This is a genomic window from Enterococcus sp. DIV0876 (assembly GCF_050529585.1).
In the GTDB taxonomy this organism is placed as follows: domain Bacteria; phylum Bacillota; class Bacilli; order Lactobacillales; family Enterococcaceae; genus Enterococcus_D.
This window is the reverse complement of record NZ_CP172882.1, coordinates 603,873-626,414: the sequence shown is the minus strand read 5'-3', so window position 1 is coordinate 626,414 and position 22,542 is coordinate 603,873. Positions and strand designations below refer to the sequence as shown.

At 42.7% G+C, this 22,542-nt stretch carries 21 protein-coding genes; 3 read left to right on the top strand and 18 right to left on the bottom strand.

Going from position 1 to position 22,542, the window contains the following annotated elements; genetic code table 11:
- Nucleotides 1-53 precede the first annotated feature (53 nt).
- Nucleotides 54-1,019, top strand: a complete 966-nt coding sequence (nrdF, locus tag IGI41_RS02940; RefSeq protein ID WP_430612695.1) for a class 1b ribonucleoside-diphosphate reductase subunit beta — start codon at nt 54-56, stop codon at nt 1,017-1,019.
- A 195-nt stretch (nt 1,020-1,214) separates the two neighbouring features.
- Here the strand turns inward: nrdF and IGI41_RS02935 are convergent, their stop codons facing one another.
- The 5 genes from IGI41_RS02935 to IGI41_RS02915 form a co-directional block, all read right to left on the bottom strand.
- Entirely contained in the window at nt 1,215-1,931 is a 717-nt protein-coding gene (locus IGI41_RS02935) for an MIP/aquaporin family protein (protein WP_430611241.1), read from the bottom strand.
- 1 nt (nt 1,932) lies between these two features.
- Complete coding sequence (glpO, locus tag IGI41_RS02930; RefSeq protein WP_430611240.1) at nt 1,933-3,753, bottom strand: type 1 glycerol-3-phosphate oxidase; 1,821 nt, start codon at nt 3,751-3,753, stop codon at nt 1,933-1,935.
- Nucleotides 3,754-3,756: 3 nt separating this feature from the next.
- Entirely contained in the window at nt 3,757-5,277 is a 1,521-nt protein-coding gene (gene glpK, locus IGI41_RS02925; RefSeq protein WP_430611239.1) for a glycerol kinase GlpK, read from the bottom strand.
- 123 nt (nt 5,278-5,400) lie between these two features.
- Nucleotides 5,401-6,846, bottom strand: coding sequence for a helix-turn-helix domain-containing protein (locus tag IGI41_RS02920; RefSeq protein ID WP_430611238.1), 1,446 nt, complete (start codon nt 6,844-6,846; stop codon nt 5,401-5,403).
- Entirely contained in the window at nt 6,836-8,146 is a 1,311-nt protein-coding gene (locus tag IGI41_RS02915) for an FAD-dependent oxidoreductase (protein ID WP_430611237.1), read from the bottom strand. The genes IGI41_RS02920 and IGI41_RS02915 overlap by 11 nt, the downstream gene beginning before the upstream one ends.
- A 137-nt stretch (nt 8,147-8,283) precedes the next feature.
- Between IGI41_RS02915 and IGI41_RS02910 the strand changes: the two genes are divergently transcribed.
- Nucleotides 8,284-9,087, top strand: a complete 804-nt coding sequence (locus tag IGI41_RS02910; protein WP_430611236.1) for a DUF92 domain-containing protein — start codon at nt 8,284-8,286, stop codon at nt 9,085-9,087.
- Between the two features lie 48 nt (nt 9,088-9,135).
- Here the strand turns inward: IGI41_RS02910 and IGI41_RS02905 are convergent, their stop codons facing one another.
- The 3 genes from IGI41_RS02905 to IGI41_RS02895 all read right to left on the bottom strand — a co-directional run bounded on the left by IGI41_RS02905 (nt 9,136) and on the right by IGI41_RS02895 (nt 11,443).
- Nucleotides 9,136-9,846 (bottom strand): MgtC/SapB family protein, encoded by a 711-nt coding sequence (locus tag IGI41_RS02905; RefSeq protein ID WP_430611235.1) that lies wholly within the window; start codon nt 9,844-9,846, stop codon nt 9,136-9,138.
- A gap of 91 nt (nt 9,847-9,937) precedes the next feature.
- The gene (nagB, locus tag IGI41_RS02900; protein WP_430612693.1) at nt 9,938-10,639 is read right to left on the bottom strand and encodes a glucosamine-6-phosphate deaminase; all 702 of its coding nucleotides are present in this window, start codon (nt 10,637-10,639) and stop codon (nt 9,938-9,940) included.
- A gap of 153 nt (nt 10,640-10,792) precedes the next feature.
- Nucleotides 10,793-11,443, bottom strand: coding sequence for a LysM peptidoglycan-binding domain-containing protein (locus tag IGI41_RS02895; RefSeq protein ID WP_430611234.1), 651 nt, complete (start codon nt 11,441-11,443; stop codon nt 10,793-10,795).
- 233 nt (nt 11,444-11,676) lie between these two features.
- Between IGI41_RS02895 and IGI41_RS02890 the strand changes: the two genes are divergently transcribed.
- Nucleotides 11,677-12,054 (top strand): DUF1093 domain-containing protein, encoded by a 378-nt coding sequence (locus tag IGI41_RS02890; RefSeq protein WP_430611233.1) that lies wholly within the window; start codon nt 11,677-11,679, stop codon nt 12,052-12,054.
- 230 nt (nt 12,055-12,284) lie between these two features.
- On the opposite strand, the gene IGI41_RS02885 is transcribed toward IGI41_RS02890, so the two are convergent.
- The 10 genes from IGI41_RS02885 to IGI41_RS02840 form a co-directional block, all read right to left on the bottom strand.
- The gene (locus IGI41_RS02885; protein WP_430611232.1) at nt 12,285-13,259 is read right to left on the bottom strand and encodes a DUF4340 domain-containing protein; all 975 of its coding nucleotides are present in this window, start codon (nt 13,257-13,259) and stop codon (nt 12,285-12,287) included.
- An 11-nt stretch (nt 13,260-13,270) separates the two neighbouring features.
- On the bottom strand, nt 13,271-14,788 hold the full coding sequence (locus tag IGI41_RS02880) for a Gldg family protein (protein WP_430611231.1): 1,518 nt from the start codon (nt 14,786-14,788) through the stop codon (nt 13,271-13,273).
- Nucleotides 14,789-14,800: 12 nt separating this feature from the next.
- Nucleotides 14,801-15,667: an ABC transporter permease gene (locus IGI41_RS02875; protein ID WP_430611229.1), complete on the bottom strand. Its 867-nt coding sequence runs from the start codon at nt 15,665-15,667 to the stop codon at nt 14,801-14,803.
- A complete protein-coding gene (locus IGI41_RS02870) occupies nt 15,664-16,635 on the bottom strand; it encodes an ABC transporter ATP-binding protein (protein ID WP_430611227.1) in 972 nt (323 codons plus the stop codon). The genes IGI41_RS02875 and IGI41_RS02870 overlap by 4 nt, the downstream gene beginning before the upstream one ends.
- A 195-nt stretch (nt 16,636-16,830) precedes the next feature.
- The gene (gene glnA / locus IGI41_RS02865; protein ID WP_430611225.1) at nt 16,831-18,171 is read right to left on the bottom strand and encodes a type I glutamate--ammonia ligase; all 1,341 of its coding nucleotides are present in this window, start codon (nt 18,169-18,171) and stop codon (nt 16,831-16,833) included.
- Between the two features lie 50 nt (nt 18,172-18,221).
- Nucleotides 18,222-18,602 (bottom strand): MerR family transcriptional regulator, encoded by a 381-nt coding sequence (locus IGI41_RS02860; protein WP_054117154.1) that lies wholly within the window; start codon nt 18,600-18,602, stop codon nt 18,222-18,224.
- 282 nt (nt 18,603-18,884) lie between these two features.
- Nucleotides 18,885-20,129: a GTPase HflX gene (hflX, locus tag IGI41_RS02855; protein WP_430611222.1), complete on the bottom strand. Its 1,245-nt coding sequence runs from the start codon at nt 20,127-20,129 to the stop codon at nt 18,885-18,887.
- A complete protein-coding gene (gene miaA / locus IGI41_RS02850; RefSeq protein WP_430611220.1) occupies nt 20,126-21,046 on the bottom strand; it encodes a tRNA (adenosine(37)-N6)-dimethylallyltransferase MiaA in 921 nt (306 codons plus the stop codon). The genes hflX and miaA overlap by 4 nt, the downstream gene beginning before the upstream one ends.
- Nucleotides 21,043-21,789 carry a glycerophosphodiester phosphodiesterase gene (locus IGI41_RS02845; RefSeq protein WP_430611219.1) on the bottom strand — a complete coding sequence of 249 codons (747 nt, stop codon included), beginning with the start codon at nt 21,787-21,789 and terminating at the stop codon, nt 21,043-21,045. The genes miaA and IGI41_RS02845 overlap by 4 nt, the downstream gene beginning before the upstream one ends.
- Nucleotides 21,790-21,969: 180 nt before the next feature.
- Entirely contained in the window at nt 21,970-22,488 is a 519-nt protein-coding gene (locus IGI41_RS02840; protein WP_430611217.1) for a hypothetical protein, read from the bottom strand.
- Between the last annotated feature and the right edge of the window lie 54 nt (nt 22,489-22,542).

Genomic DNA, 22,542 nt, shown 5'->3' with positions numbered 1-22,542 from the left:
AAAGACAATCTTACGGCTGGCCCTATGCTTAACAATCAATACTGGAGGAAATGATTATGGAGACCTATTATGAAGCAATCAACTGGAATGAGATCGAAGATATTATCGACAAATCAACCTGGGAAAAATTAACGGAACAATTCTGGTTAGATACCCGGATTCCCTTATCCAATGATTTAGATGATTGGCGGACACTTTCTGATCTGGAAAAAACCACCGTTGGCTATGTATTTGGCGGTTTGACTTTACTAGACACTGTCCAGTCTGAAAGCGGTATGGATCAATTGCGCAAAGACGTGCGTACCCCCCACGAAGAAGCTGTATTGAACAATATTCAATTCATGGAATCTGTGCATGCCAAAAGTTATTCATCGATTTTCAGTACATTGAATACAAAAGCGGAAATTGCCGATATTTTTGAATGGACCAATACCAATCCCTATTTACAAAAGAAAGCCGAACGTATCAATGAAATCTATCTAAACGGCACACCGTTGGAGAAAAAGATCGCCAGTGTTTTCTTAGAGACGTTCTTATTTTACTCCGGTTTCTACACGCCTTTATACTACCTTGGCAACAATAAATTAGCCAACGTCGCTGAAATCATTAAATTGATCATTCGCGATGAATCTGTGCATGGCACTTATATTGGCTATAAATTCCAATTGGGCTTCAATGAATTGCCAGAAGACGAGCAACAGTCGCTGAAAGACTGGATGTACGACTTGCTCTACGAGTTGTATGAAAACGAAGAACGTTATACGGAAGAATTGTATGATGAAATCGGATGGACCGAAGAAGTAAAAACCTTCTTGCGCTATAATGCCAACAAAGCCTTGATGAACTTAGGCCAAGACCCATTGTTCCCTGATACAGCCAACGATGTGAATCCAATCGTGATGAACGGGATCTCAACTGGCACCAGCAATCATGACTTCTTCTCACAAGTCGGCAACGGATACTTGTTAGGCTCTGTAGAAGCCATGAAAGATGATGACTACTTGATCGGTTTAGACTAAATAAATGCATAGACCCAGCCAATGATGGATGAATACGCATTGGCTGGGTTATTTGTCGTGTGTATGATCAAAACGATATGCCTGTCATCTTGTACGCTCTCTTCATGAAAGAGTGATCCTTAGCGCCAAAGATTTGGCTGTTGGTTCAAAACAACGCAAAAAAAAAGGATACCCGCAGGCATCCTTTTATATGACTTATAATGGCAGCATCATGAATAATCCAGCAGCCAACGCGGCACCGATAAATGGACCTACGATCGGTACGAGCGCATACCCCCAATCAGAAGTTCCTTTGTTTTTGATTGGCAGTAGTTGATGGGCGATCCGCGGACCTAAGTCACGAGCTGGGTTGATGGCGTAACCTGTCGGACCACCTAATGAAAGACCAATCGCTAAGATCAAGATCCCAACAACGATCGGATTCAAACCGTCTGTAAAGGTATTGGCACCAAAAGCCAAAAGCCCAAAAACCAAAACAAATGTACCGATAACTTCGGTCATGGTATTTGCCACTAGGTTGCGGACAGCGGGACCAGTCGCAAAAGTACCTAAAATAGCACCTTGGTCTTCTGTTTCATCCCATAATGGCAAGTAATTCAGCCAAACAAGCACAGCGCCTACGATTGCACCCGCAACTTGCGCCAACATAAATGGTATTGCCAGTGACCATTCAAAGTTGCCTGTCATGGCCATACCCAAGGTAACAGCTGGGTTCAAATGTGCAGGTCCCATAAAACCTGATGCATAGACAGCAATTGTTACAGCCGTTGCCCAACCCATGGCAATCACGATCCACCCGGACGCCTCGGCTTTGCTTTTTTTCAAATTGACCGCCGCACAAACCCCGTCACCCAACAAAACCAAAATTGCTGTACCCAAAAATTCACTAAATATCTGTGTTGCATCACTCATTTTATTCTCCTCCTTTTAGGGCTGTTAAATCAGACTCGGCAATAACTTGATTCATTTCTTCAACGTAGTGGGCCTTTTCATCTGCAGCCCAGCCAAAGTAATCTGCCATTGCAGAAACAACGCCGGCTTTGACCGTATCCAATGTATCCCGCATAAACAAAATATGATTCGTCCGTCGCAGCAAGTAATCCACTGGCGTCAAGACTAGCTCTTCATGCAGCGCATAATTCAATGCCGTACTTTCTTTTTCATCTAAACCTTCAAATGTCGTTTTGTAGGTCAACACCTTCGGCAGATTTGATCCATAAAGATTAGCTAGATAAGCAGCGGACGATTCATCAAATCCCGCAGCTTGTGCTTCTGCTGCTAAACGATCCAGTTCTTCTTCGACATGTGCAGCATCGATCTCGCCGCCAGAAACTGGATATTTGGTCGAATCAACCAAGGTAAACGTGGCCCCTTGTTCTTCCAGCAGATCATGGATGCGTTTGACTGCACCTTCTGCCATCAAGCGATAATCTGTGATTTTCCCACCAGCTAATGTCAACAACCCATCTTGAGATCGTTCTAAGCTACTGCCCCGTGACACTTGTGAAGGATCCACTTTATTGGCTTCGATTCGTTTTTCCGCATCTTTGATTGCTTTTTCAACCTGGGGTTTTTGCCGTTCATCTTCTAAATACAATTTGACGCTTTCCACAATTTGATTGAAACTTTCTTCAGTCAATTCGTTCTTCGAGCCGCCATTGTAATCAGAGCCGCCATTGGCTGTGATCAAAGGACGTAATCCTGCCCAACTTGCTTCGATATCATCGATGGTGACCGACGCTTCTGGAAAGCGTTCATTGACAATTGCCAACAAGTAATCCACATCATCTTGTGTGACAGTCGGATGGGCAAAATCTCCCGTATAATCCGTATCTGTTGTGCCAAAGTAAGTTTTGTTTTCTCTTGGGACCACAAAGACCATCCGTCCATCATTTTTACCGGTATCAAAATAAGTCGGTTGCGGTACTTTCAACTTTTCACGATCTACAACCAAATGAACCCCTTTTGTGGGCCGCATTTGAGGCGGTAAATTGTCATTGCTGTCCAATTGACGGACAATATCAGACCAAGGACCTGTTGTATTGATAACGACCTTGGCATGGACTTCGAAGGTCTCTTTTGTCAACTGATCTTCTACTTTCACGCCATTGATCGTTCCTTTTTGATCATGCAGGATCCCCACGACTTTGGCTTTACTGATCATAGAACCACCATCGGCTTGCGCCCGCTTGATATTTTCGATCACCAAACGCGCATCATTGTTACGAAAATCAAGATAGACCCCACCTCCAACTAAATTTTCCGCTTGCAGTTGAGGTTCTCTTTCTAAAACTTCTTCTTTAGATAATGTATAGTTCGCATATTTCGAACCGGTCACATTCGCCAGGCGATCATAGAGGTCCATTGCGACTTTCACAGAAAACATCGAAAATGTAGCACCTGGTTCATCGTAAATTGGTAAGAGCATTGGATCCGGCTTGGGAATATGAGGGGCAATTTGTTGTACGATTGCCCGTTCTCTTACCGTGTCGGCTACTACTTCGACATCAAATGTTTTCAAATAACGAATCCCGCCATGAACCAACTTGGTTGAGCGTGACGAAGTTCCTTCCGCAAAGTCTTGCATTTCTAACAAGACAGTCTTCATACCAGCAGCAGCGGTTTGCACCGCTACACCAGCACCTGTGATACCGCCCCCAATCACCAAAACATCATAAGTGGTATCTTTGGCTTCATTGATTGCTTGTTGGCGGTCTTTGTATGAAAAAGTCATGGCTTATTCGCCTTCTTTCTTCGCTTTAAATTTGAAGACTTGTGTCGCAGCTACTGCTTGTTTCCATCCTTCATATAGATTTTCTCGTTCTTCATTTGCCATTTCAGGTGTAAAGGTTTGGCCTTCTTCTGCCATTGATTTCAAATCATCAAGGTCTTTCCAAAAACCAACAGCTAATCCCGCGAGGTAAGCAGCACCTAAGGCTGTTGTTTCAAGATTTGCTGCCCGTTGCACATCGATGTCTAAGATATCTGCTTGGAACTGCATCAATAAATCATTTTTAGCTGCACCGCCATCCACTTTCAACAATGGGATATCGATACCAGAATCTTTTTTCATGGTTTCGATAACATCTCTTGATTGGTAAGCAACGGCTTGTAAGGTGGCACGCACGAAATCTTCTTTGGTCGTGCCGCGGGTCAAACCAAAGACCGCGCCCCGAGCATCTGAATCCCAATAAGGCGCACCCAAACCAGTAAAGGCTGGTACCACATAGACCTCATTGTCCCCTTTGGCTTTGGCTGCCAACTCTTCTGATTGTGGGGAAGTCTCAATCATTCTCAACCCATCACGCAACCATTGGATCGCAGATCCGGCTACAAAGATACTACCTTCTAATGCATAATACACTTTGCCGTTGATACCATACCCGATGGTTGTCAGCAAATCGTTATCAGATAATTGGGGTTCTTCACCCGTGTTCATGACAATAAAGGCACCCGTGCCATAGGTATTTTTGATCATGCCTTTTTCAAAAGCCATTTGTCCAAATAAAGCGGCTTGCTGGTCCCCTGCCATTCCGGCAATCGGCACTTCGCTGCCGTAGAAATGATAACTGCGCGTATGTCCATAGACTTCTGAATTGCTTTTGACTTCGGGTAGCATGGAACTAGGAATATTCAAGATATCCAAGATTTCTTGGTCCCATTCTAATTTATGGATGTTATACAACATCGTTCGGCTGGCATTGGAATAATCCGTCACATGGACTTGTCCGTCGGTGAGTTTCCAGACCAACCAGGAATCAATCGTACCAAAAAGCAGGTCGCCATTGTCAGCTTTTTCTTGTGCGCCTTCTACATTGTCTAATAGCCAGCGGATTTTAGTTGCTGAGAAGTACGCATCGATCACTAAACCAGTTTTTTCATGGATCATTTCTTTGTGCCCATCTTCTTTTAATTGATCAGCAATCGGTGAAGACTGGCGTGATTGCCAGACAATTGCATTTGCAATGGGTTGTCCGGTGTTTTTGTCCCAAACAACGGTCGTTTCACGTTGATTGGTGATCCCAATACTAGCGATAGCTTCTGGACGTATCCCTGATTCAATGAAAGCACCCGCAATAACCGATTGAACAGAATTCCAAATTTCATTGGCGTTGTGCTCTACCCAACCAGATTTAGGAAAGTATTGAGGAAATTCTTTTTGCGAACTACCCACATTTTTCCCATTGCGGTCAAAAATGATTGCTCTTGAACTTGTTGTCCCTTGATCGATCGCCATTACATAATCTTTTTCTGCCATTATATTCGCTCCCTTAATTTTTAATACGTTATGATAACGTTTTCTTTCTTGCCTTTACTATAACGGAATTTTACAGTGGTAACTCGTCAACTTTTTTTTAAATTCAAAAGAAATTGACGAAATCTAAGATTCAAAGCGTTCACGTATGATTTTTTTGATTTCTCCAATATCATAATTCGTGCCTAACTCGCTGATTCGATAGGTGGGTGTTTGGGTTTGTAATGGGTAGTTGGCCAAAATCAAATCATAGTCTGTTTCAGGTGAATAACTTTCCACCACGACCCCATTGATATTTTTTAAATAGAGCAGCCACATATAATAAACCGCCTCTTTGAATAACCCATCCATTTTCAATGCGATCCCTACACGAAATGCACGATTGATTTGGTAATCAATGATAGTGATCACACTCAAATACTTGACCATTGTCATGACAAGTAAGCTGTTGGTCTCCGTTTGCTCGATCTGCATTTCCGTGGTAGCGGCCGTGAGTAATTTCTCGCTGATTTGCTGAATGTTGCGACTAGACAGTTTGGCTTCAAGTTGCCAAATATTGCCCCGATCAAAAACTTCAACATCTCCTTGAAAAAAATAAATACGGCTATGGATCTGAGACAAATGGAAATAACACGTTGCTTCTATTTCTCTAGGTACAGGTTTGGGCCGATACAAATGGAGAATATTTTCTAAAATCAAGGTATCGGTTAGGGCTGTTGGGGTAAACCGCGAGCGTTGCAGCATGTAGCTGCGAAAATCAGACTCAGAAAAAATGGAAAAAGATAAAAGAAAAACAAAATGCAGCATCGCCTCCTCTTCCCGCACTTCAAAGGCATAGTGACCAAAACTACGAAAAACCAATTCACGCAATTGTTGATACAGCGGATCTTTCAAATAGGGGGTCATTTGAATCCGCAACTGTTGATACGATTGTCCACCTACTTTCAAACGCGCTTTCATAATATGCAGCCACAATGATAAGCGCTGTTGTGCTTCTTCCGTAAAAGAATAACGCAATCCTCTAGCGATCAATCCGATATACTTTTCATCAATCTCCAGTGGTTGATTCCTAAGAGAACCGACATGCCAAAATAATTCAAAATAAAAGTAGCGAATTTGCGGTTCTTCACCAGTTATTTTTCCTTGCCATATTTCCAAGCCAAATTCTGCCAGCAGAATATTTAGCTCTTTGATTTTGCGAAATAAAGAAGATTCACTGACAGAGAGCTTGTGTGCCAATGGAATCATGGCAGTCTCTTGGTGTTCTAACAAATGGGTCAAAATCTGATATTTGATGGCTTCTTGGTAAAAATCCCCTTCGATTTGACTCAGCGAAAACGAAGGAGCCATCTGATAGACTAGATAATTTCCTTCATAAAATAACCGACACTGCCCTTGGTACTTTTGCAAAACAAGCATCAGTTCTTCCGCATACTTTTCTAAAGATGGTTTACTGATTTTGAGATAGTCTGCCATGTCGTGGATCGGCAGCTTCCCACCAGCCAGCAATAATTTCTTTAATAACTGTAATTGCTTGGCTTCTTTTTTTTCCAGTAACTGATCAAGTCTCATCGGCATCACATCCTACGGGCCAAATAAAGGTTTGGTCAGTGGCTGGCGAAAATTTAGGTTGAAAGAAAAAATCTTTTTGTGCCAATTCATCAAGGGTCGATTTTTTTTCAATCGCAAAGGCCAATAAATTTATTTTTTCCAGAATATTGGCTTTTGATAATAGTTGGGCGCCTAATATGCGGCCGCTTTCGGCTTCGATCGTGAGCTTGCCATAGATCTTGTCAGGCGCAAAAACTGAGTGTCTCTCTTCAAAATCATGACATACAACCTCTTTCTCATAAAAGAAACGGTCAGATTCGGTCAAACCGGTACTAGCTAAATACCAGCCAAACAACTGTGTGCCTACCGTGCGCAATCCACCTCTGAAGGACAGTGTTTTTTCTAACAAGTTTCTAGCAGCTGCCGCGCCAGAACGAATGGCATTATTGACCAAAGGCATGTATGTCGTGTCGTTTGTCACCCCATTAGGGATTTGGATCAGGTCCCCTACCGCAAACACATCTCGCTGAGAGGTCTCCAAATACGCATCGGTCCAAATCGTTTGGTCACTGTGACGGCGAAAAGAGGCAAAGGCCGATTGAACACTTGGATGGACATTGACTGTGGTCAAAACCAAGTCACTCTCAATCACATGTTCGGCGGTTTCAATCTGAAAACCGGTATCCGTCTTATTCACAGCCAGCGTGGGTTCTGACCAATAAAAGGTCAAGTTGGGTATTTGTGCTAGTTCGTCCAAAAACGGTTGCAAAAAGGTTTGATCAAAATATTTGAATAGCGGGTAATCCATCGACTCAATGACAGACACGCTTTTGTTGATTGTTATCATCGTATTGGCAGCTTCCATACCCGCTTGGCCAGCACCAACGATGCCAACAGAGTCAGCTTGTGCCAGCTGGTCCACAAAACTTTGGGCCACATCATATTCTTTATAGGTAAGCAGCGATTCTTCAGGTTGCGGCAAAATATGAGAGTCTTGGCTAGAGCCTGCGGCTAAGACCAAGCGATCATACTGGATTGTCCGTCGGTCCGTATGCAGCAGATGTTCATCGGGTGCGATACCAAGAACCGCTTCATTGAGTGCAACAATAATACCTTCTGCCCGCAATTGATCTGCTTTGCAGAAAAAAGCATCTGCCAATGAATCGATCCGGCCTTCAATATAGAGCAGCATGCCACTGGGGATAAATCCAATCTGGGCTTTCTTTTCTATCAAGAGAATCTCAGCTTGTGGATATAACCGGCGCGCTTCTCGCGCACAACTGATTCCGCCAAAAGATCCGCCTACAATCACTATTTTCATCTCACTCACCTCATAGTATAAGCTTAAATGAAACGCGTCTATTTGACGAGCAAAAAGCAATCGATTCTGCTGAATTTTGCGTTCCCTACGTGATTGGATCAATCTATGCTACACTATAAAAAAAGGGAGGCGCATCTATGTTGCTCTTTTATCAATTTGCTTTAGGCCTGGCTCTAAGCTGCCTTGTTGCCTGTGGGGCCTTATTTTTGCAATGGCTGTCACCTTCAGGTACGATCGCAGCGATCATCTCTGGCACACTGATCATCACAATCGGACCGTGGTATAGTATCTTTCTTGTTGGATTCTTTTTTGCCAGCTCTGGCGCGATCAGCTTATTCAAACATCAAGTCGATCGCGCACCCGATGATCCCGTGAATAAAGGCCATAAACGGGACATGCTTCAAGTCTGGGCCAATATTTTTCCTAGTCTCTTTGTTTTGCTTTTGTATAGGGTATTCAATAACGACATGTTTTTATTGGCCTTTACTGCCGGTATCGCCAGCTGTACTTCTGATACATGGGGATCGGATATTGGCGTTTTGAGCCGAAAACCGCCTCGCGATCTGCTTACGGGGAAGAAATTGGCTCCTGGTCTATCTGGCGGCGTCAGTTTGCTGGGCACTTGCGCCTCTTTAGCAGGGAGCGCTGCGATCATTGGCTTATATACCATCAGCTTATGGCTTAGTGGCAAGCCAATCATACTCACACAATTGATTCTGCTCGTTGCATTGGGTTTTTTAGGCAGTCTGGTGGATAGTCTGTTGGGCGCAACGATTCAAGTCCGCTACCAGTGTCTTGTGTGTGGTCAATATACGGAGAAAAAAATCCACCATCAGCAAGCCACCCGCAAAGTCAGCGGCTTGGCTTTTGTATCCAATGAAGGGATCAACTTCCTGAGTAATCTTTTGATCGTTGTCATCACCCTCTTGCTGTTCAAATAAAAAAACGACATCGGCTGTTTGTCATAGCCGATGTCATTTTTTTGTTTTTTATGCAATATCCACTAAACGAATCTTTGTGATGTTTTTGTAGACTGATAATTCTTCGATCACCTCTGAGAAACTCAAGCCTCGCGGCAAATCGATGGTATAGATATTTGTATAGATTCGATAATCTTCCATGAATTTCACATCAAAATTGACATCTTCAATATTGATTTTTTTCTCCTGAAAGTACTCGGTCAAGAATTCCTTGGTTTCTGCTCGATGGAAATACTGAATCTCTAATTTTTTCGCTGTAGGTACTTTGACGATCCGTTTAACGATTGTCAATGCAAAGAAAATACCCAAAAAACTACTAATAGCGATCGGATAAAAGCCCATCCCGATGGCAATCCCCAAACCGGCAATTGCCCACAGTGAAGCAGCTGTCGTCAACCCGGTCACAGATCGTTTGGTCACAATGATCGTTCCGGCGCCTAAGAAGCCGACACCACTGACCACTTGCGCAATCAATCTGGCCTCGTCTGAACGTATGACACCAGCCAAGTTGGGATGATTTAGCGCATCTCGCATCGCACCACTTGCGATTTCAACTTGGATCAAAGCAATCACACAAGCACCCATGCAGACCAAAATATGTGTTCTCAGGCCAGCGGGACGACTCTTGTATTGTCTTTCAAAACCAATGGCCCCACCCATTACCATCGCCAGCAACAAACGCAGCGCGATTTCAGGTATCGTCAAATGTATATCCGCCATGGAACATTCCCTCTTTTTCTCTTTTATTTAACTATAGCACTATGCAGTCAAAAAGAAAAACCAGACTGCTAAAGTCTGGTTTGGGGATCAATTATAGTTTGCTGGCAGCAGCTTCATCGATGATCACAATGACATCATCATGATTTTGCAATACTGACGCAGGCAGTTCTTGGGTGACAGGTCCTTCGATCATTTTTTGGATCGCATCTGCTTTGGCTTCGCCAAAAGCCATCAAAATGATTTTTTTGCTGCGCATGATTGAGCCAATGCCCATTGAGATAGCAGTCGTTGGTACATCTTCTACTTTATCGAAATAACGTTTGTTGGCGTTGATCGTCGATTCAGTCAAATCAACGACTGAGGTAGTTCCTTCAAAAGAAGCGCCAGGTTCATTGAACCCAATATGACCATTTTGACCAATACCTAGAATTTGAATATCCACTGGATGTGCTGCAATCACATCATCATAGCGTCGGCATTCTTCCTCTAAATCACTCGCTTTGCCATTTGGCACAAAAGTTTCTAAAAATGGTTTTTTGTTGAACAAATGAACATCCATAAAATGGCGATAACTTTGATCATCGCTGCCGCCTAAGCCAACATATTCATCTAAATTTACTGAGGTCATCTGTGAAAAATCAACAGCACTTGCTGTCATTTCAGCATATAGGGTTTCAGGTGTGCTGCCTGTTGCTAGTCCTAGTACTTTCGCACCATTTTCCATGCCTTCTTGAATCAACTCAAAAGCTTTCTTTCCGCCTTGGCCAGCATCTTTTACGCGAATAATTTCCATAGTCATGCGCTCCGTTCTTTTTTTGGTATAGTCCAATAATACCACATTCATTTCTTTTTGACAAGAATTTGTCTAGACCATACTAGGAGACAAGCAAAAAAAGGCAAAACCGCCGAAGCAGTTTTTGCCTTTTGCTGAAACTGATTGCCTATTTTACCAGTTCGTATATACGTCGATCCCACTATGGCCGACACCTGTATCGTAGACTTTATAAGCCCCTAAAGAAGATTGTCCTGTCGAACCTTTGGCTTGGTTGTCGCTAGCCACAACGATATAGCCATCTGCATCGCGAATCGTTCCGTCTGACGCTACGTGGCGTCCTGGAATATTTAATCCTCCGCCAGGCAAGACATTTTGTGAGTAGTAAGATTCTCTAACACCATTATAATAATTGATGCCATCCACTGGATTCAATACACCTGAACCTGAGCTCGGTGTGCTTGCAGAAGCTTGGCTGGTGCTTGCAGAAGCTTGGCTGGTGCTTGCAGAAGCTGCCGCTGTACTTTCAGAAGTTGTTTGGCTTTCTGAACTGCTTGCATTTGCTGAGCTGTTTGTCGTTTCTTTACTATCAACTGTTTGTCCATCGCTGAAAATCAACAATGTTTCACCATCAAAAATCAAATTAGGGTCTTCGATCGACGCATTCAATGCCATGATATCATCAATCGTCGTTTGGTATGTTGCCGCCAAGCCTGATAATGTGTCACCTGGTTCAACAACGTGGGTTTGTTCGTCCGCAAAAGCTACTGAAGTGCCTGCGAATAAACCAAATCCTGCAACAAGTGTAAATGCAAATTTTTTCAAATGAAAAAACCTCTCTTTTGTTTATTTGTACCATTGTCTGGCACAAGTAACAGAATATCATTACAATGTTGCAAGCGTGTTTCATTCTTATTGAACAATATCACAATTGTTCGACAGAAAATTACAGCTGTTTTATTCAAAAAAGCTGAACTTACAATTTTGTTATCTGATTCGATGCATTTTTTTAGGCGAAACATGCTATATTGTCTCCTGTAAAGAAAGGAACGATGAACATGAAAAAAATACTTTTGACGCTTGGCGTTTTAATCATAGCTGCAGGTGGATATTATGGCTATAAATACTATGCAAACACCTATAAAGCTGTAACTGCATATGCAGTTACCCCTGAAAAAGTCCCAGAAGCCCACCAAACAGTGGATCAATCCGGAAACAAAATAGCAGGTTATACCTCTTATGACTACACATTTGAATTTATCAAAAAAAATGGTGAAAAAGAAATCATGACCTACGAACTTTCAGGCGAACACGTCACACCCTATGCCCCAAACACTTTGATCAAAGCGGAAATCAGCAATACCAGAATTGTTTCCGGACCAAATGAAATCGCACAATCAGAAGTTCCAGCGTCCATTTTGGAAGAATTGGAATAAACGCTTTGTTTGGCTATCTTTTATTGAAGCCCAAACGGTACTTAATCATATCTTAACTTTTTTTAAGATTGATTTAGCCTTCTCAAGGTATATTTAACGCATACCAAAAATATTTTTCTTCCTCTTACCAGTCTCCGCCCGACTGGTATTTTTTTGTTTCATAGACTGATTGTCACTAAAAACAAAAAAACGAAGTCACTGCCTCATTGGCCGTTGACTTCGTTTTTTGCTTAATTTGCTTCGTTGAACGCTGTATCCAAGGCTTCTATCATCGACACACTGACCAAATAAACCGATTTGTTGCCTTTGACTTGGATATAAGTTGTCGTATCCTCTTCATCGGTATGCCCAGCATAAAAAACAAATGTGGTTTCTTTATCATCATAAATATAAGTCATGGTATACGTTTTGCGTGTATCTTCTGTTAAACCGTAAGTTTCTAGTTCATCATCTGTTGGTTCAGCAGTTTGGGTACTATAAATCATCGATGAGGCAATTGCAGTGATCGCATCTTCAAATGGCGAAGTGGTTTCTTCTGCTGTACTTGATTCAGTCTGATCCTCGACAGTGCTTGATTCGGTCGAAGCAGCTGTATCAGGTTCTAGACTGATCGTGTCACTACCCACCGCTCTTGTTAAGGTCAAGGTATTATCCGTCGTCAATCCTGGGAGAGAAGGAATTTCTACCAACTCATTTAAATCAAAGACTAAGTTGGTCACCACAGAAGCATTCAGCACATAGATCGTATCACTGGCGTCCGTCTTTCCATAGTAATAAGTATCATTTGAAAAAGCATCGCCGATAAAAATTTTTGTTGTTTCCCCTTCACTAGATGTGATCGTTAGCGTATAGGCGGGGGCACCCAGACCATAATCAGACAACGCATCAACATCTTCAGACAATTCTCTAACAGCTGTTAATTGCGCAAATGATGCCGCCACCGATTGCAATGTGGTTTGATTGATGTGCAGTGCCTCGTCATCGTGATAGGTCCAAGTTGTATCAGAAAAGTCAAACGCAAGTGTATCTGTGCCGTTAGAATAGCTCAGTGCGGTTAGCGTATCTTCGTTTGTCACATAAATCACGTCCGCTTCTGCTGCAGCTGTTTTTGCAGCTGCGGCCTGTTGATTATAGACTTTAAGTCCCCAGTAGGCAGCAATTAAGATAAAAAATAGGCTGCCCAGCAACAAATAGATTTTCTTCATATATGTCCCCCCTACGCTCTTCTGCGACGGAACCAAATCACAAAACCTGCGACTAGGATCGCTAGCGGAATGATCAGAATGAACAACACACTATAACCGCCAGGATTGGTGACTGTATTCATATTAGAAGACAATGTTTTGGCTTCAATAGAAATATTTTCAATATCATCAAAGTTGGCAGTCACCATGTTCATAAAGACGGTATTGTTTTCCAATGTGGCAAACGCACTGGTCACATCTTCTGCCACTAGGTTGGTTGAACTTAAAATGGTTAACTTGCCCTCCTGATTTTCTGTCTCCGTATCGGCCACAGCGTCATCCGTGTCACTGCTTGTGGTTTCATCATCAGATGTTGTCTCTTCATCCGCATCAGTGGTCGTTTGTGTCACGACTGCCCCCAATGTATACGTTCCTTGGGTTTGCTCATTCTCGGTCACATTATAGCCATTTTCACTGGTCTGCAACAAAGTGGTGACTGTTGCATCTTCAATCGTAGGATCTACTTGGGTAAATCCCTTCGTATTGATCAGCAAGACTGTTTGACTCGACAGATTATCCAAATAAACACCAGTACCTGTAATAGCAGGAATCAAATAATAACTTTGTCCCTGATAAGCACGCTCGGCATCTGCAATATAGCCAGAAGTTTCTACCAATCCATACGCTTTCATGAACGCTGCCAGATTCGGTGTGTCAGCATCTTCCGCGCTCAAGACCACCATTACTTTGCCACCGTCAGCAATGTACATCTCAAGATTGGTGATCTCATCTTCTGTAAAATCAGTTGTTGGCCCATAAATCAACAAGAGATCCATATCCTCTGGCATTTCTGCAGTGGTCACCGTATTTAATTCAGCCGTTGAATAATTTGCTTTATCAAATAACGTAGTGATACTGCTGACAAGGGTTTCTTCCCCATGACCGGCTGACAAATAGATCGTGTGTTCATTTTGATTGGTCAAACGATTGATTGCACTCGTCAGTTGACCATCACCATCAAAAGTCGTGACCGTGTTGTACGAACTGTCGTAGCCAGTGGATATAATACTGCTGAAAGAAATGACTTCAAACGATCCTGTGGTCTCATTTTCGACGATCACGCTATTTTCTTCGGCGTTATAATCTGTCAAAACAGATGGATGCAGCACGGGATCGATCCATTCGATCGACACTTTATTGCTAGTTGCAGCATATTTTCCCAGAAATGATTGAATGGCCGTATCGGTCGTTGTTTGATCAGCCAACACTTTCAACGTGATGGGATCCTCCAAATCATTCAATAGATTTTTCGATGTTTGCGAGATTTCTGTGACTTGTTCTTCACTTAAATCAATGGTATTGATGGTTTGAGGCAATTGCCCTACGATCAAATTCACCACGACCACGATAGCCAGCACCAACACTGTCACCCCGCTACGAGAAGCCCCTTGGCGAACATGAGTGGTTTGTAATGATCGTCGCATCCCCGACCAAGAAAAATGTTGCCGCATCTTGTATGTCTTGCTGATTTTTTTTACTTTATCCTTCATTTGTCAGTCCCCCTAGCTCCAGCGTCTTTTTTGTATCACTTGCACAGTCAAAAAGTTGAATATAACGACCAGCGAAAGCAGAAGGACCAAACCAGACAATGTCAGCACATAGCTATCAGAAATATTGCTGAGGAGCGAAGGAATGTCAACATAAGCAAGCTTTGTGGGTAACAGATTTTCAAACCAAGAAGATTGCCACCAGTAAATCAGCAGTATGGCCACTGTTCCGACGAAACCGACTGTCAAGGTCACGGCCAAGGTCTGCATATAGGCTTGAACGATCAAACAAATGACGGCCAACAAAACCAGCAGCATCACCACATTTGCGCCGGCCCCTGATGGCAATAAAGACACCAAGTGACGCCAAAAATAAATCAGCAGTAAAGCAGCCATAGTACCAATCGCTGCAATGATTTGACTTTCCGTCAGAGCTGAGATAAACATTCCGACCGCGATATAGACACAGCCAATCAAGAAAAAGACCAGAATAGCTGCATAATCAATTTTCAGATGCGCCTCACCTTGCAGCTTGATGATCAACGGACATACACAAAAGACTAAACAAGCGATCGCCAAAATACTGATCATTGCGAAATACTTGCCAATCACCACGGAATGTAATTTGAGTGGCGCTGTCAAAAGTAATTGATCGGTTTTGCTTTTTCGTTCTTCAGAAAACGAACGCATCGTCAAAATCGGCACAGCGAGAATCATCATCAAGAGCCCAGAACTCAAGGCATAGGCAAAAAAATTATAGCCATAGTTTAAGTTATAAGTAACAAAATAAACACCTACGAATCCAATCAAAAAGGCCAGAAAAAAACTAGCCACCATATTTTGAAAGTAGGCCCGGCATTCACGTTTGTAAATCGCAATCATTGTGTATCCTCCTTCACTTGTGATGTTTCTTCAGTTCCTTGCGGTTGGTTCATCAACGCTATGAAGACCGATTCAAGACTGCTGCTGCCAGCATTCATTTGTAAAATCGCCAAATCAGCTTGTGCAAAAGCTTTAAACAGCGCACGGCGAAAATCTGCCGTATACTCACTTTCGATTTCAACACGACAAAAATCATCTTCAACTGTTAATCGATACGTATCGACAATAGGCATCGCTGCTAAAACAGCTGCAGTTTCTGCCTCGGTCCCTTCAATAATCAGCTCGATCGTTTGAGAAGATGCTACACGGGCCATCATATGCGTCGTTGATTCACTGGCAATCAATTTGCCTTTTTGAATGATCAAGATATGGTCACAGACTTCTTGTACTTCTGCTAAAATATGAGAGCTCAAGATAACTGTATGCTCTTTGGCTAATTCTCGGATCAATTGGCGGATCTCAATGATTTGCTGCGGATCTAAGCCAACTGTTGGTTCATCTAAAATAATGATAGCTGGCCAACCCACTAATGCTTGCGCCAATCCAACCCGTTGGCGATAACCTTTTGAAAGATTGCGGATCAAACGATGACGTACGTCTTGCAATTTGACTCGATCCAATAACTCTTCGATATGTTTCTTTTGGCGTTCTTTGGCGATTTGTTTGATTTCCATCACAAAAGAGAGGTATTCTTCCACCGTCATTTCTGTATAAAGCGGCGGTATTTCTGGTAAATACCCAATCAATTTCTTTGTTTCTTCTGGTTCTAACAGCACATCTTTCCCCTCGACGAATACAGTGCCCGACGTAGCGCCGATATAACCTGTAATAATGTTCATCGTGGTACTTTTCCCAGCGCCATTTGCCCCTAGTAATCCATAGACTTTCCCTTTCTCAATGGTAAAGTTCAGATGATCTAAGGCGACATGACTGCCGTATTGCTTGACCAGATCTTTGACTTCGATCAATTTGCTCACTCCGTTTCTATCAAAAAATAGTCAGTTTATCAATGGCAACGAACAAGATAAACGCTGTGATTTACAGTAACAAGCAAAGCTTAAATGAAGTTTAAAGTACGTTTCAAATACTGATGTCATAACGCAGACAAAAAAACACCGTTAGATTGGTTCTCTCTAACGGTGTTTCCCTATGTTGTGTATATCTTAATATAATTCTAAATATTGTTCTCTTTCCCACTCAGATACAGTTTGTCTGAAGGATGCCCATTCTAAGCGTTTTGCTTCAACGAAGTTCGCGTAAATATGTTTGCCTAAAGCATCGATCATCACTGGATCTTTCCGTAATTCTTTGATGGCATTATGAATCGTTGATGGCAGATCATCGATTTGTGCTTCCGCACGTTCTTCTTCGTTCATAATATAGATATTACGGTCAACAGCTGGTGGTGGTGTCAATTCGCGTTTGATTCCATCAAGACCAGCTTGCAGCAATACGGCCATTGCCAAATATGGATTAGCAGATGGATCAACTGAACGTAATTCTAAACGTGTGGACAAGCCGCGTGATTCAGGTACCCGGATCAAAGGTGAACGGTTACGTCCTGACCAAGCTACATATACCGGTGCTTCGTAACCAGGAACGAGACGTTTATATGAATTGACGGTTGGGTTGCAAACAGCTGTATACGCCCGCGCATGCTCAATCAATCCAGCTAAGAAATGATAGGCTGTCGCACTTAATTGCATGTCGCCATCTTCATCGAAGAAGACATTTTCATTGCCTTTGAATAAGGACATGTTGCAGTGCATTCCTGATCCATTGATCCCAAACAATGGTTTTGGCATAAACGTTGCATGTAAACCGTGTTTGCGGGCAATTGTTTTGACCACCAATTTGAATGTTTGAATATTGTCGCAGGCTTCTACTGCGTCGGCATATTTAAAGTCGATCTCATGTTGGCCTGGTGCTACTTCATGGTGAGAAGCTTCTACTTCAAAGCCCAAGCTTTCTAATTCTAACACGATATCACGTCGGCAGTTCTCACCTAAGTCAGTTGGTGCAAAATCAAAATAGCCGCCTTTATCATTAAGTTCAGTCGTGATTTCACCTTTATCATCTAATTTGAATAAGAAAAATTCAGGTTCTGGTCCAAGATTGAAAGAAGTGAAGCCTAAAGATTCCATATCTGATAATGCGCGCTTCAAATTGCCGCGAGGATCTCCAGCAAATGGTGTACCGTCTGGATTATAAATATCACAAATCAATCGGGCTACTTTGCCGTGTTCACTTTCCCATGGGAAGACCATCCAAGTAGATAGATCAGGATATAGATACATATCACTTTCTTCGATCCGCACAAATCCTTCGATCGAAGAACCATCAAACATCATTTTGTTTTCAAGCACTTTATCTAGTTGGCTAACTGGTACTTCTACATTCTTATTGCTTCCTAAAATATCGGTAAACATCAAACGCAAGAAACGCACGTTTTCATCTTTCACGATTTGTTTGATATCTTCGGCAGTTCTTTTAATTTTTGGCATAGTATCCCTTCCTTTTTCCCATTCTTGATTTTATTTTTATCAACATTGGTCTACATGCGCGGACCTTTTTGTTGGTAGGGCTGTTGTTGATGTAAACCACCTTGCGCCAGCAATTCATCATAAAAAATCCGACGAACATCTTCATCTGTTAATGGCGGTTTGTTTTTGGCTTCTTTTTCTTTGGCAACTTTCATTTCATACACACGCTTGATTCCAGCCATGTTCAATCCATCGGAAAGATAATCTTTGATTTCCAATAAGGTATCAATGTCATTCAATGAATACATGCGGCGATTGCCATCGCTGCGTTCTGGATGAATCAATTCTTGTTCTTCATAATACCGAATTTGACGCGCGGTCAAATCGGTCAACTTCATGACAGTTCCGATAGGAAAGACAGACATCGACCGCCGCAATTCTTTTTCCCGCATAGCTTGGCTCCTCTCAAGTACAAATGGTGTTGCTTGACTTCATGGAAACTATACCAATTCTCAAAAGGTCTGTCAACCCCTCATGTCAGAAAAAGTGACATAGAAATAAATTATTTTTTCTGAATATTCAATACAAGCCTTTTCATCCGTCATTTCTAGTCTGGTTGTACCATTTTTATTGCTTTCTTCGCCTTGTTTCTCACGGTGGGGCTAAAAAGAACGAACTGGTTAATGACTCAAAACAAAAAAGCTGCGGGTATTCCCACAGCTTTTTTTCGCAAATTATTGATTTTCATCCTTCTCCATCCGTCGAATTGGGGAAGAATCGGCTAAAGCAAAGCCTTTGATATGATAGGTTTGGTTTTCTTCATCGAAGGTGTTTGTAAGTACCAATGATTCCCTTTTGAGGCGGTTGAGTTCTTTGCCTTCATTTGCTTGCAAGACCAAGTGGTAAGGCTGTAATAGTTGCATCAATTCCATTTTGATTGCCTGACTCAAACGTTCTTTGCCTTTGGTGCTCTTGGCAGAAATCAAGACGTTAGGAAACAGCGTGGGTACAAATTGATCTTCATCGATTTGATCGGCTTTATTATAAACTGTTAAAATCGGCATACTGGTTAGATCCAGCTCCTCCATTAGGCGCAGCACAGTTTGTTCTTGTTGAATTCGTTCTGGTGAACTTGCGTCCACCACGTGCAGCAAGAAATCCATATTGCGGCTTTCTTCTAATGTTGAATGAAAAGCATCGATCAACTGCGTAGGCAAATCTTGGATGAACCCGACTGTATCTGTCATGGTCACCTCCAAACCCTCTGGCAACCGCCAACGCTTGGTCAAGGGATCTAATGTGGCAAATAATTGATCTTGCTCGTATGTCTCTGCGCTTGTCAACATGTTTAAGATTGTCGATTTGCCGGCGTTTGTGTACCCAATCAAGCCGATTTGAAAAATTTGGCTGTCTTTGCGTTTTTGTCTGGTACGGTCTCGATGTGCTGCGACTTCTTTTAAATCTCGCTTGATATTGGTGATTCGATTGCGAATATGCCGACGGTCAGTTTCCAACTTGGTTTCCCCCGGACCGCGCGTACCGATACCGCCGCCTAAGCGGGACATATTTTTTCCTTGGCCGATCAATCGAGGCAACAGATAATTCAATTGTGCCAACTCGACTTGCATTTTGCCTTCACTGGATCGCGCCCGCATCGCAAAAATATCCAAAATCAACTGAACACGATCAATAACAGGAATATCCAGCGCTTCACCTAAGATTTGGCTTTGACGCGGCGTCAATTCGTGGTTGAAAATCACCAAATCTGCTTCATGGGCTTCTGCCAATTGTTGTAATTCAGTCACTTTGCCCTTGCCGATCACGGTTTGGCGATCTGGTTGCGGCCGCTTTTGAACCATTGAAAAAACGACTTCCCCGTTGGCCGTCTTGGTCAGATTTTTCAATTCCTTCATTGAGGACTCAAACTGTTGATAGTTTTTTTCGGTTTCTACACCAACTAAAATCACACGTTCACTCATTGCTTCTCCTCCAACCATTGATCGATTTCTAACATGATTTGTGTCTGCACGTCAGGTTCTTGCACCAAATCGACCCACCGTGGTGCCATTCGATTCGAAAACCAAGTCAACTGACGCTTGGCATAACGGCGGGAATTTTGTTTGATTTGTTCTACAGTCTCTTCTAAAGACTGATGCCCTTCAAAATAAGGCTGGAACTCTTTATACCCAATTCCTTTTGACGCTTGTGTTTCTGGGTAGCGAAGTACTTTTTTCGCTTCCTCGATCAACCCTAAATCAATCATGAGATCGACCCGTTGATTGATTCGCTGATATAATAGTCCGCGATCAGTGGTCAACCCAATCATAAAATAGTCGTACAAGGCTTCAGGCATCTCTTTAGGCGACAAGATGCTCTGCCCAGTCGTTTCAAATACTTCTAATGCACGAATCACTTTTCGCACATTATTGTAATGGATTTTTTCTGCTGCCGCCGGATCGATTTGCTGGAGTTTTTGCCACAAGGCTTCATTGCCTAGCTTCTCTGCTTGCGCTTGATAATAAGCGCGGACGGTATCATCGACTGCTTCAGCAGCCCCTAACTGAAAATCATAGAGCAACGCTTGGATATACAACCCAGTACCGCCAACCACGATTGGCAAGTGTCCCCTTTTTGTGATTTCCGCAATTTTTGCCCGCGCCATTTCTTGAAACATCGCAACAGAATAGTTTTGGGTCATGTCACGAATATCGATCAAATGATGCGGCGCTGCGGCCAGTTCCTCTTTGGTGGCTTTGGCAGTACCAATGTCTAATTGGCGATAGATTTGCATCGAGTCGCCACTGATGATCTCACCATGGTACTGCTTGGCCAATTCAAGACTAAGCGCTGTCTTGCCGACAGCAGTGGGCCCTACGATCACGAGTACTTTCTTCATTGGTTTTGTTCCTCACGAAATGCTTGCACGATCCCGCGCGCTCTTTCGGGAAAGTCAGTAATGATGCCTGTGACACCCAATTGCAAGCACCTCCGAATCGTTGCTTCTTCATTGATCGTCCAAGGACGAAGGGAAATCGGGTAGGCAGCAACTTTTTCTGCGTTGGCTTCGATCCAACCATAAGCTGGATGCAACCCTTCGATGTACGCTCTATCCAGAGCCAGAGCTGGTTTGTCCGCAGCTTTGCCCATAATAAAATTCAGTTTTGCCTCAGGATCGATGTCGTGGATGCGATCCAAGGAAGCCATATTGAATGAGCAATACCAATGGGTAAAAGGCCATGCTTGACTGTTCAGCAATGCAGCCGTTTTTGCCTCGATCCCTGGATAGTCATAATGATCTGTCTTCAATTCAATCGTCAAGATACCGCGATAATTTTTGGCTGCCAAAAGATCTAGCACCTCTTTCAGGGTTGGTATCTTGGCCGCTTTAAATTCATCAGAAAACCAGCTTCCTGCATTCAATTCCTTTAATTGCGCCACTGTCAGATCACAGATACGGCCTTTGCCATTCGTTGTGCGATCCACGGTTTCATCATGCATAACGATCAGTTGTTCATCTTTTGACAGATGGACATCCAATTCAATGATATCCGCTTTGACGCGGACGGCTTCGGCGAAAGCAGGCAACGTATTTTCTGGACGATTGCCGCTGCTTCCTCGATGCGCCACGATTTGTACCATAAACGTTTCACTCCATTCTTTGTTCCTATTCTACCATGGAACGGGCCAGAACCAAATATCCCGCTGCCTTTTCTCTACAATCAAAGGACCCTAATGCCGATCATGCCGACATTAGGGTCAATCGCTTTTTTTATTTTCGTAAAAATATACGCTTCATGACGAGATAGGTCCTTCACTCAATCAAAGACTTTTTGAAAAATAGGTCAAAGGTTCGCTGGTCATATTCTTGATTTGGCTTTTGCGTTCATTGACCATTTCCACTAATGTATCTAAGAAATTCTCCATGATCACACGGCCGCCCTTATACGTGTAACCACCAATTTTTACCGTTTCCTCTGGCGATAGAATCACACGACGGGTCCCAATTTTTTTGAAAAACTCTTCTAAAAAATAATTGGGCAAATAAAAACTATTTTGCGCTGCAAAAGATTGCAAATAAGCAAAATCGTCGATTGTGATATAACAATCATCGAATGCGTCAAAACTGACATAAGCATCCATCAAAATCACACGTTTTTGTAAAATCTCACTGATTTTTTGATTGAGTAAAACCAATGTTTCGATTTCTTTGACTTTATGTTCTAATAAACGCCTTCTTTTTTCTTTGCGTTCCTCATAACGAATCCTTAAATTAAAACAGATCATTACTAAGAGAGCGCCTACTAAGACGCCGATAAATCCTGAAATTGCCACTGCCATTCTATTCGACCCTTCCTTTGCTTTTGTTTATTGTATCATAATTAAAAGAAGCAC

Bases quoted from the DNA above. Each gene is read 5' to 3' on its own strand.
- IGI41_RS02915 (WP_430611237.1), bottom strand. From the start codon at position 8,146: ATGAAAATAGTGATTGTAGGCGGATCTTTTGGCGGAATCAGTTGTGCG.
- glnA (WP_430611225.1), bottom strand. From the start codon at position 18,171: ATGCCAAAAATTAAAAGAACTGCCGAAGATATCAAACAAATCGTGAAA.
- miaA (WP_430611220.1), bottom strand. From the start codon at position 21,046: ATGAAGAAAGTACTCGTGATCGTAGGGCCCACTGCTGTCGGCAAGACA.
- IGI41_RS02880 (WP_430611231.1), bottom strand. From the start codon at position 14,788: ATGAAGGATAAAGTAAAAAAAATCAGCAAGACATACAAGATGCGGCAA.
- IGI41_RS02840 (WP_430611217.1), bottom strand. From the start codon at position 22,488: ATGGCAGTGGCAATTTCAGGATTTATCGGCGTCTTAGTAGGCGCTCTC.
- IGI41_RS02860 (WP_054117154.1), bottom strand. From the start codon at position 18,602: ATGCGGGAAAAAGAATTGCGGCGGTCGATGTCTGTCTTTCCTATCGGA.
- IGI41_RS02885 (WP_430611232.1), bottom strand. From the start codon at position 13,259: ATGAAGAAAATCTATTTGTTGCTGGGCAGCCTATTTTTTATCTTAATT.
- IGI41_RS02920 (WP_430611238.1), bottom strand. From the start codon at position 6,846: ATGAGACTTGATCAGTTACTGGAAAAAAAAGAAGCCAAGCAATTACAG.
- IGI41_RS02905 (WP_430611235.1), bottom strand. From the start codon at position 9,846: ATGGCGGATATACATTTGACGATACCTGAAATCGCGCTGCGTTTGTTG.
- glpO (WP_430611240.1), bottom strand. From the start codon at position 3,753: ATGACTTTTTCATACAAAGACCGCCAACAAGCAATCAATGAAGCCAAA.
- IGI41_RS02935 (WP_430611241.1), bottom strand. From the start codon at position 1,931: ATGAGTGATGCAACACAGATATTTAGTGAATTTTTGGGTACAGCAATT.
- hflX (WP_430611222.1), bottom strand. From the start codon at position 20,129: ATGAGTGAACGTGTGATTTTAGTTGGTGTAGAAACCGAAAAAAACTAT.
- glpK (WP_430611239.1), bottom strand. From the start codon at position 5,277: ATGGCAGAAAAAGATTATGTAATGGCGATCGATCAAGGGACAACAAGT.
- IGI41_RS02875 (WP_430611229.1), bottom strand. From the start codon at position 15,667: ATGATTGCGATTTACAAACGTGAATGCCGGGCCTACTTTCAAAATATG.
- IGI41_RS02845 (WP_430611219.1), bottom strand. From the start codon at position 21,789: ATGGTACAAATCGTGGCGCATCGAGGAAGCAGCGGCAATCGTCCAGAA.
- nagB (WP_430612693.1), bottom strand. From the start codon at position 10,639: ATGGAAATTATTCGCGTAAAAGATGCTGGCCAAGGCGGAAAGAAAGCT.
- IGI41_RS02910 (WP_430611236.1), top strand. From the start codon at position 8,284: ATGTTGCTCTTTTATCAATTTGCTTTAGGCCTGGCTCTAAGCTGCCTT.
- IGI41_RS02890 (WP_430611233.1), top strand. From the start codon at position 11,677: ATGAAAAAAATACTTTTGACGCTTGGCGTTTTAATCATAGCTGCAGGT.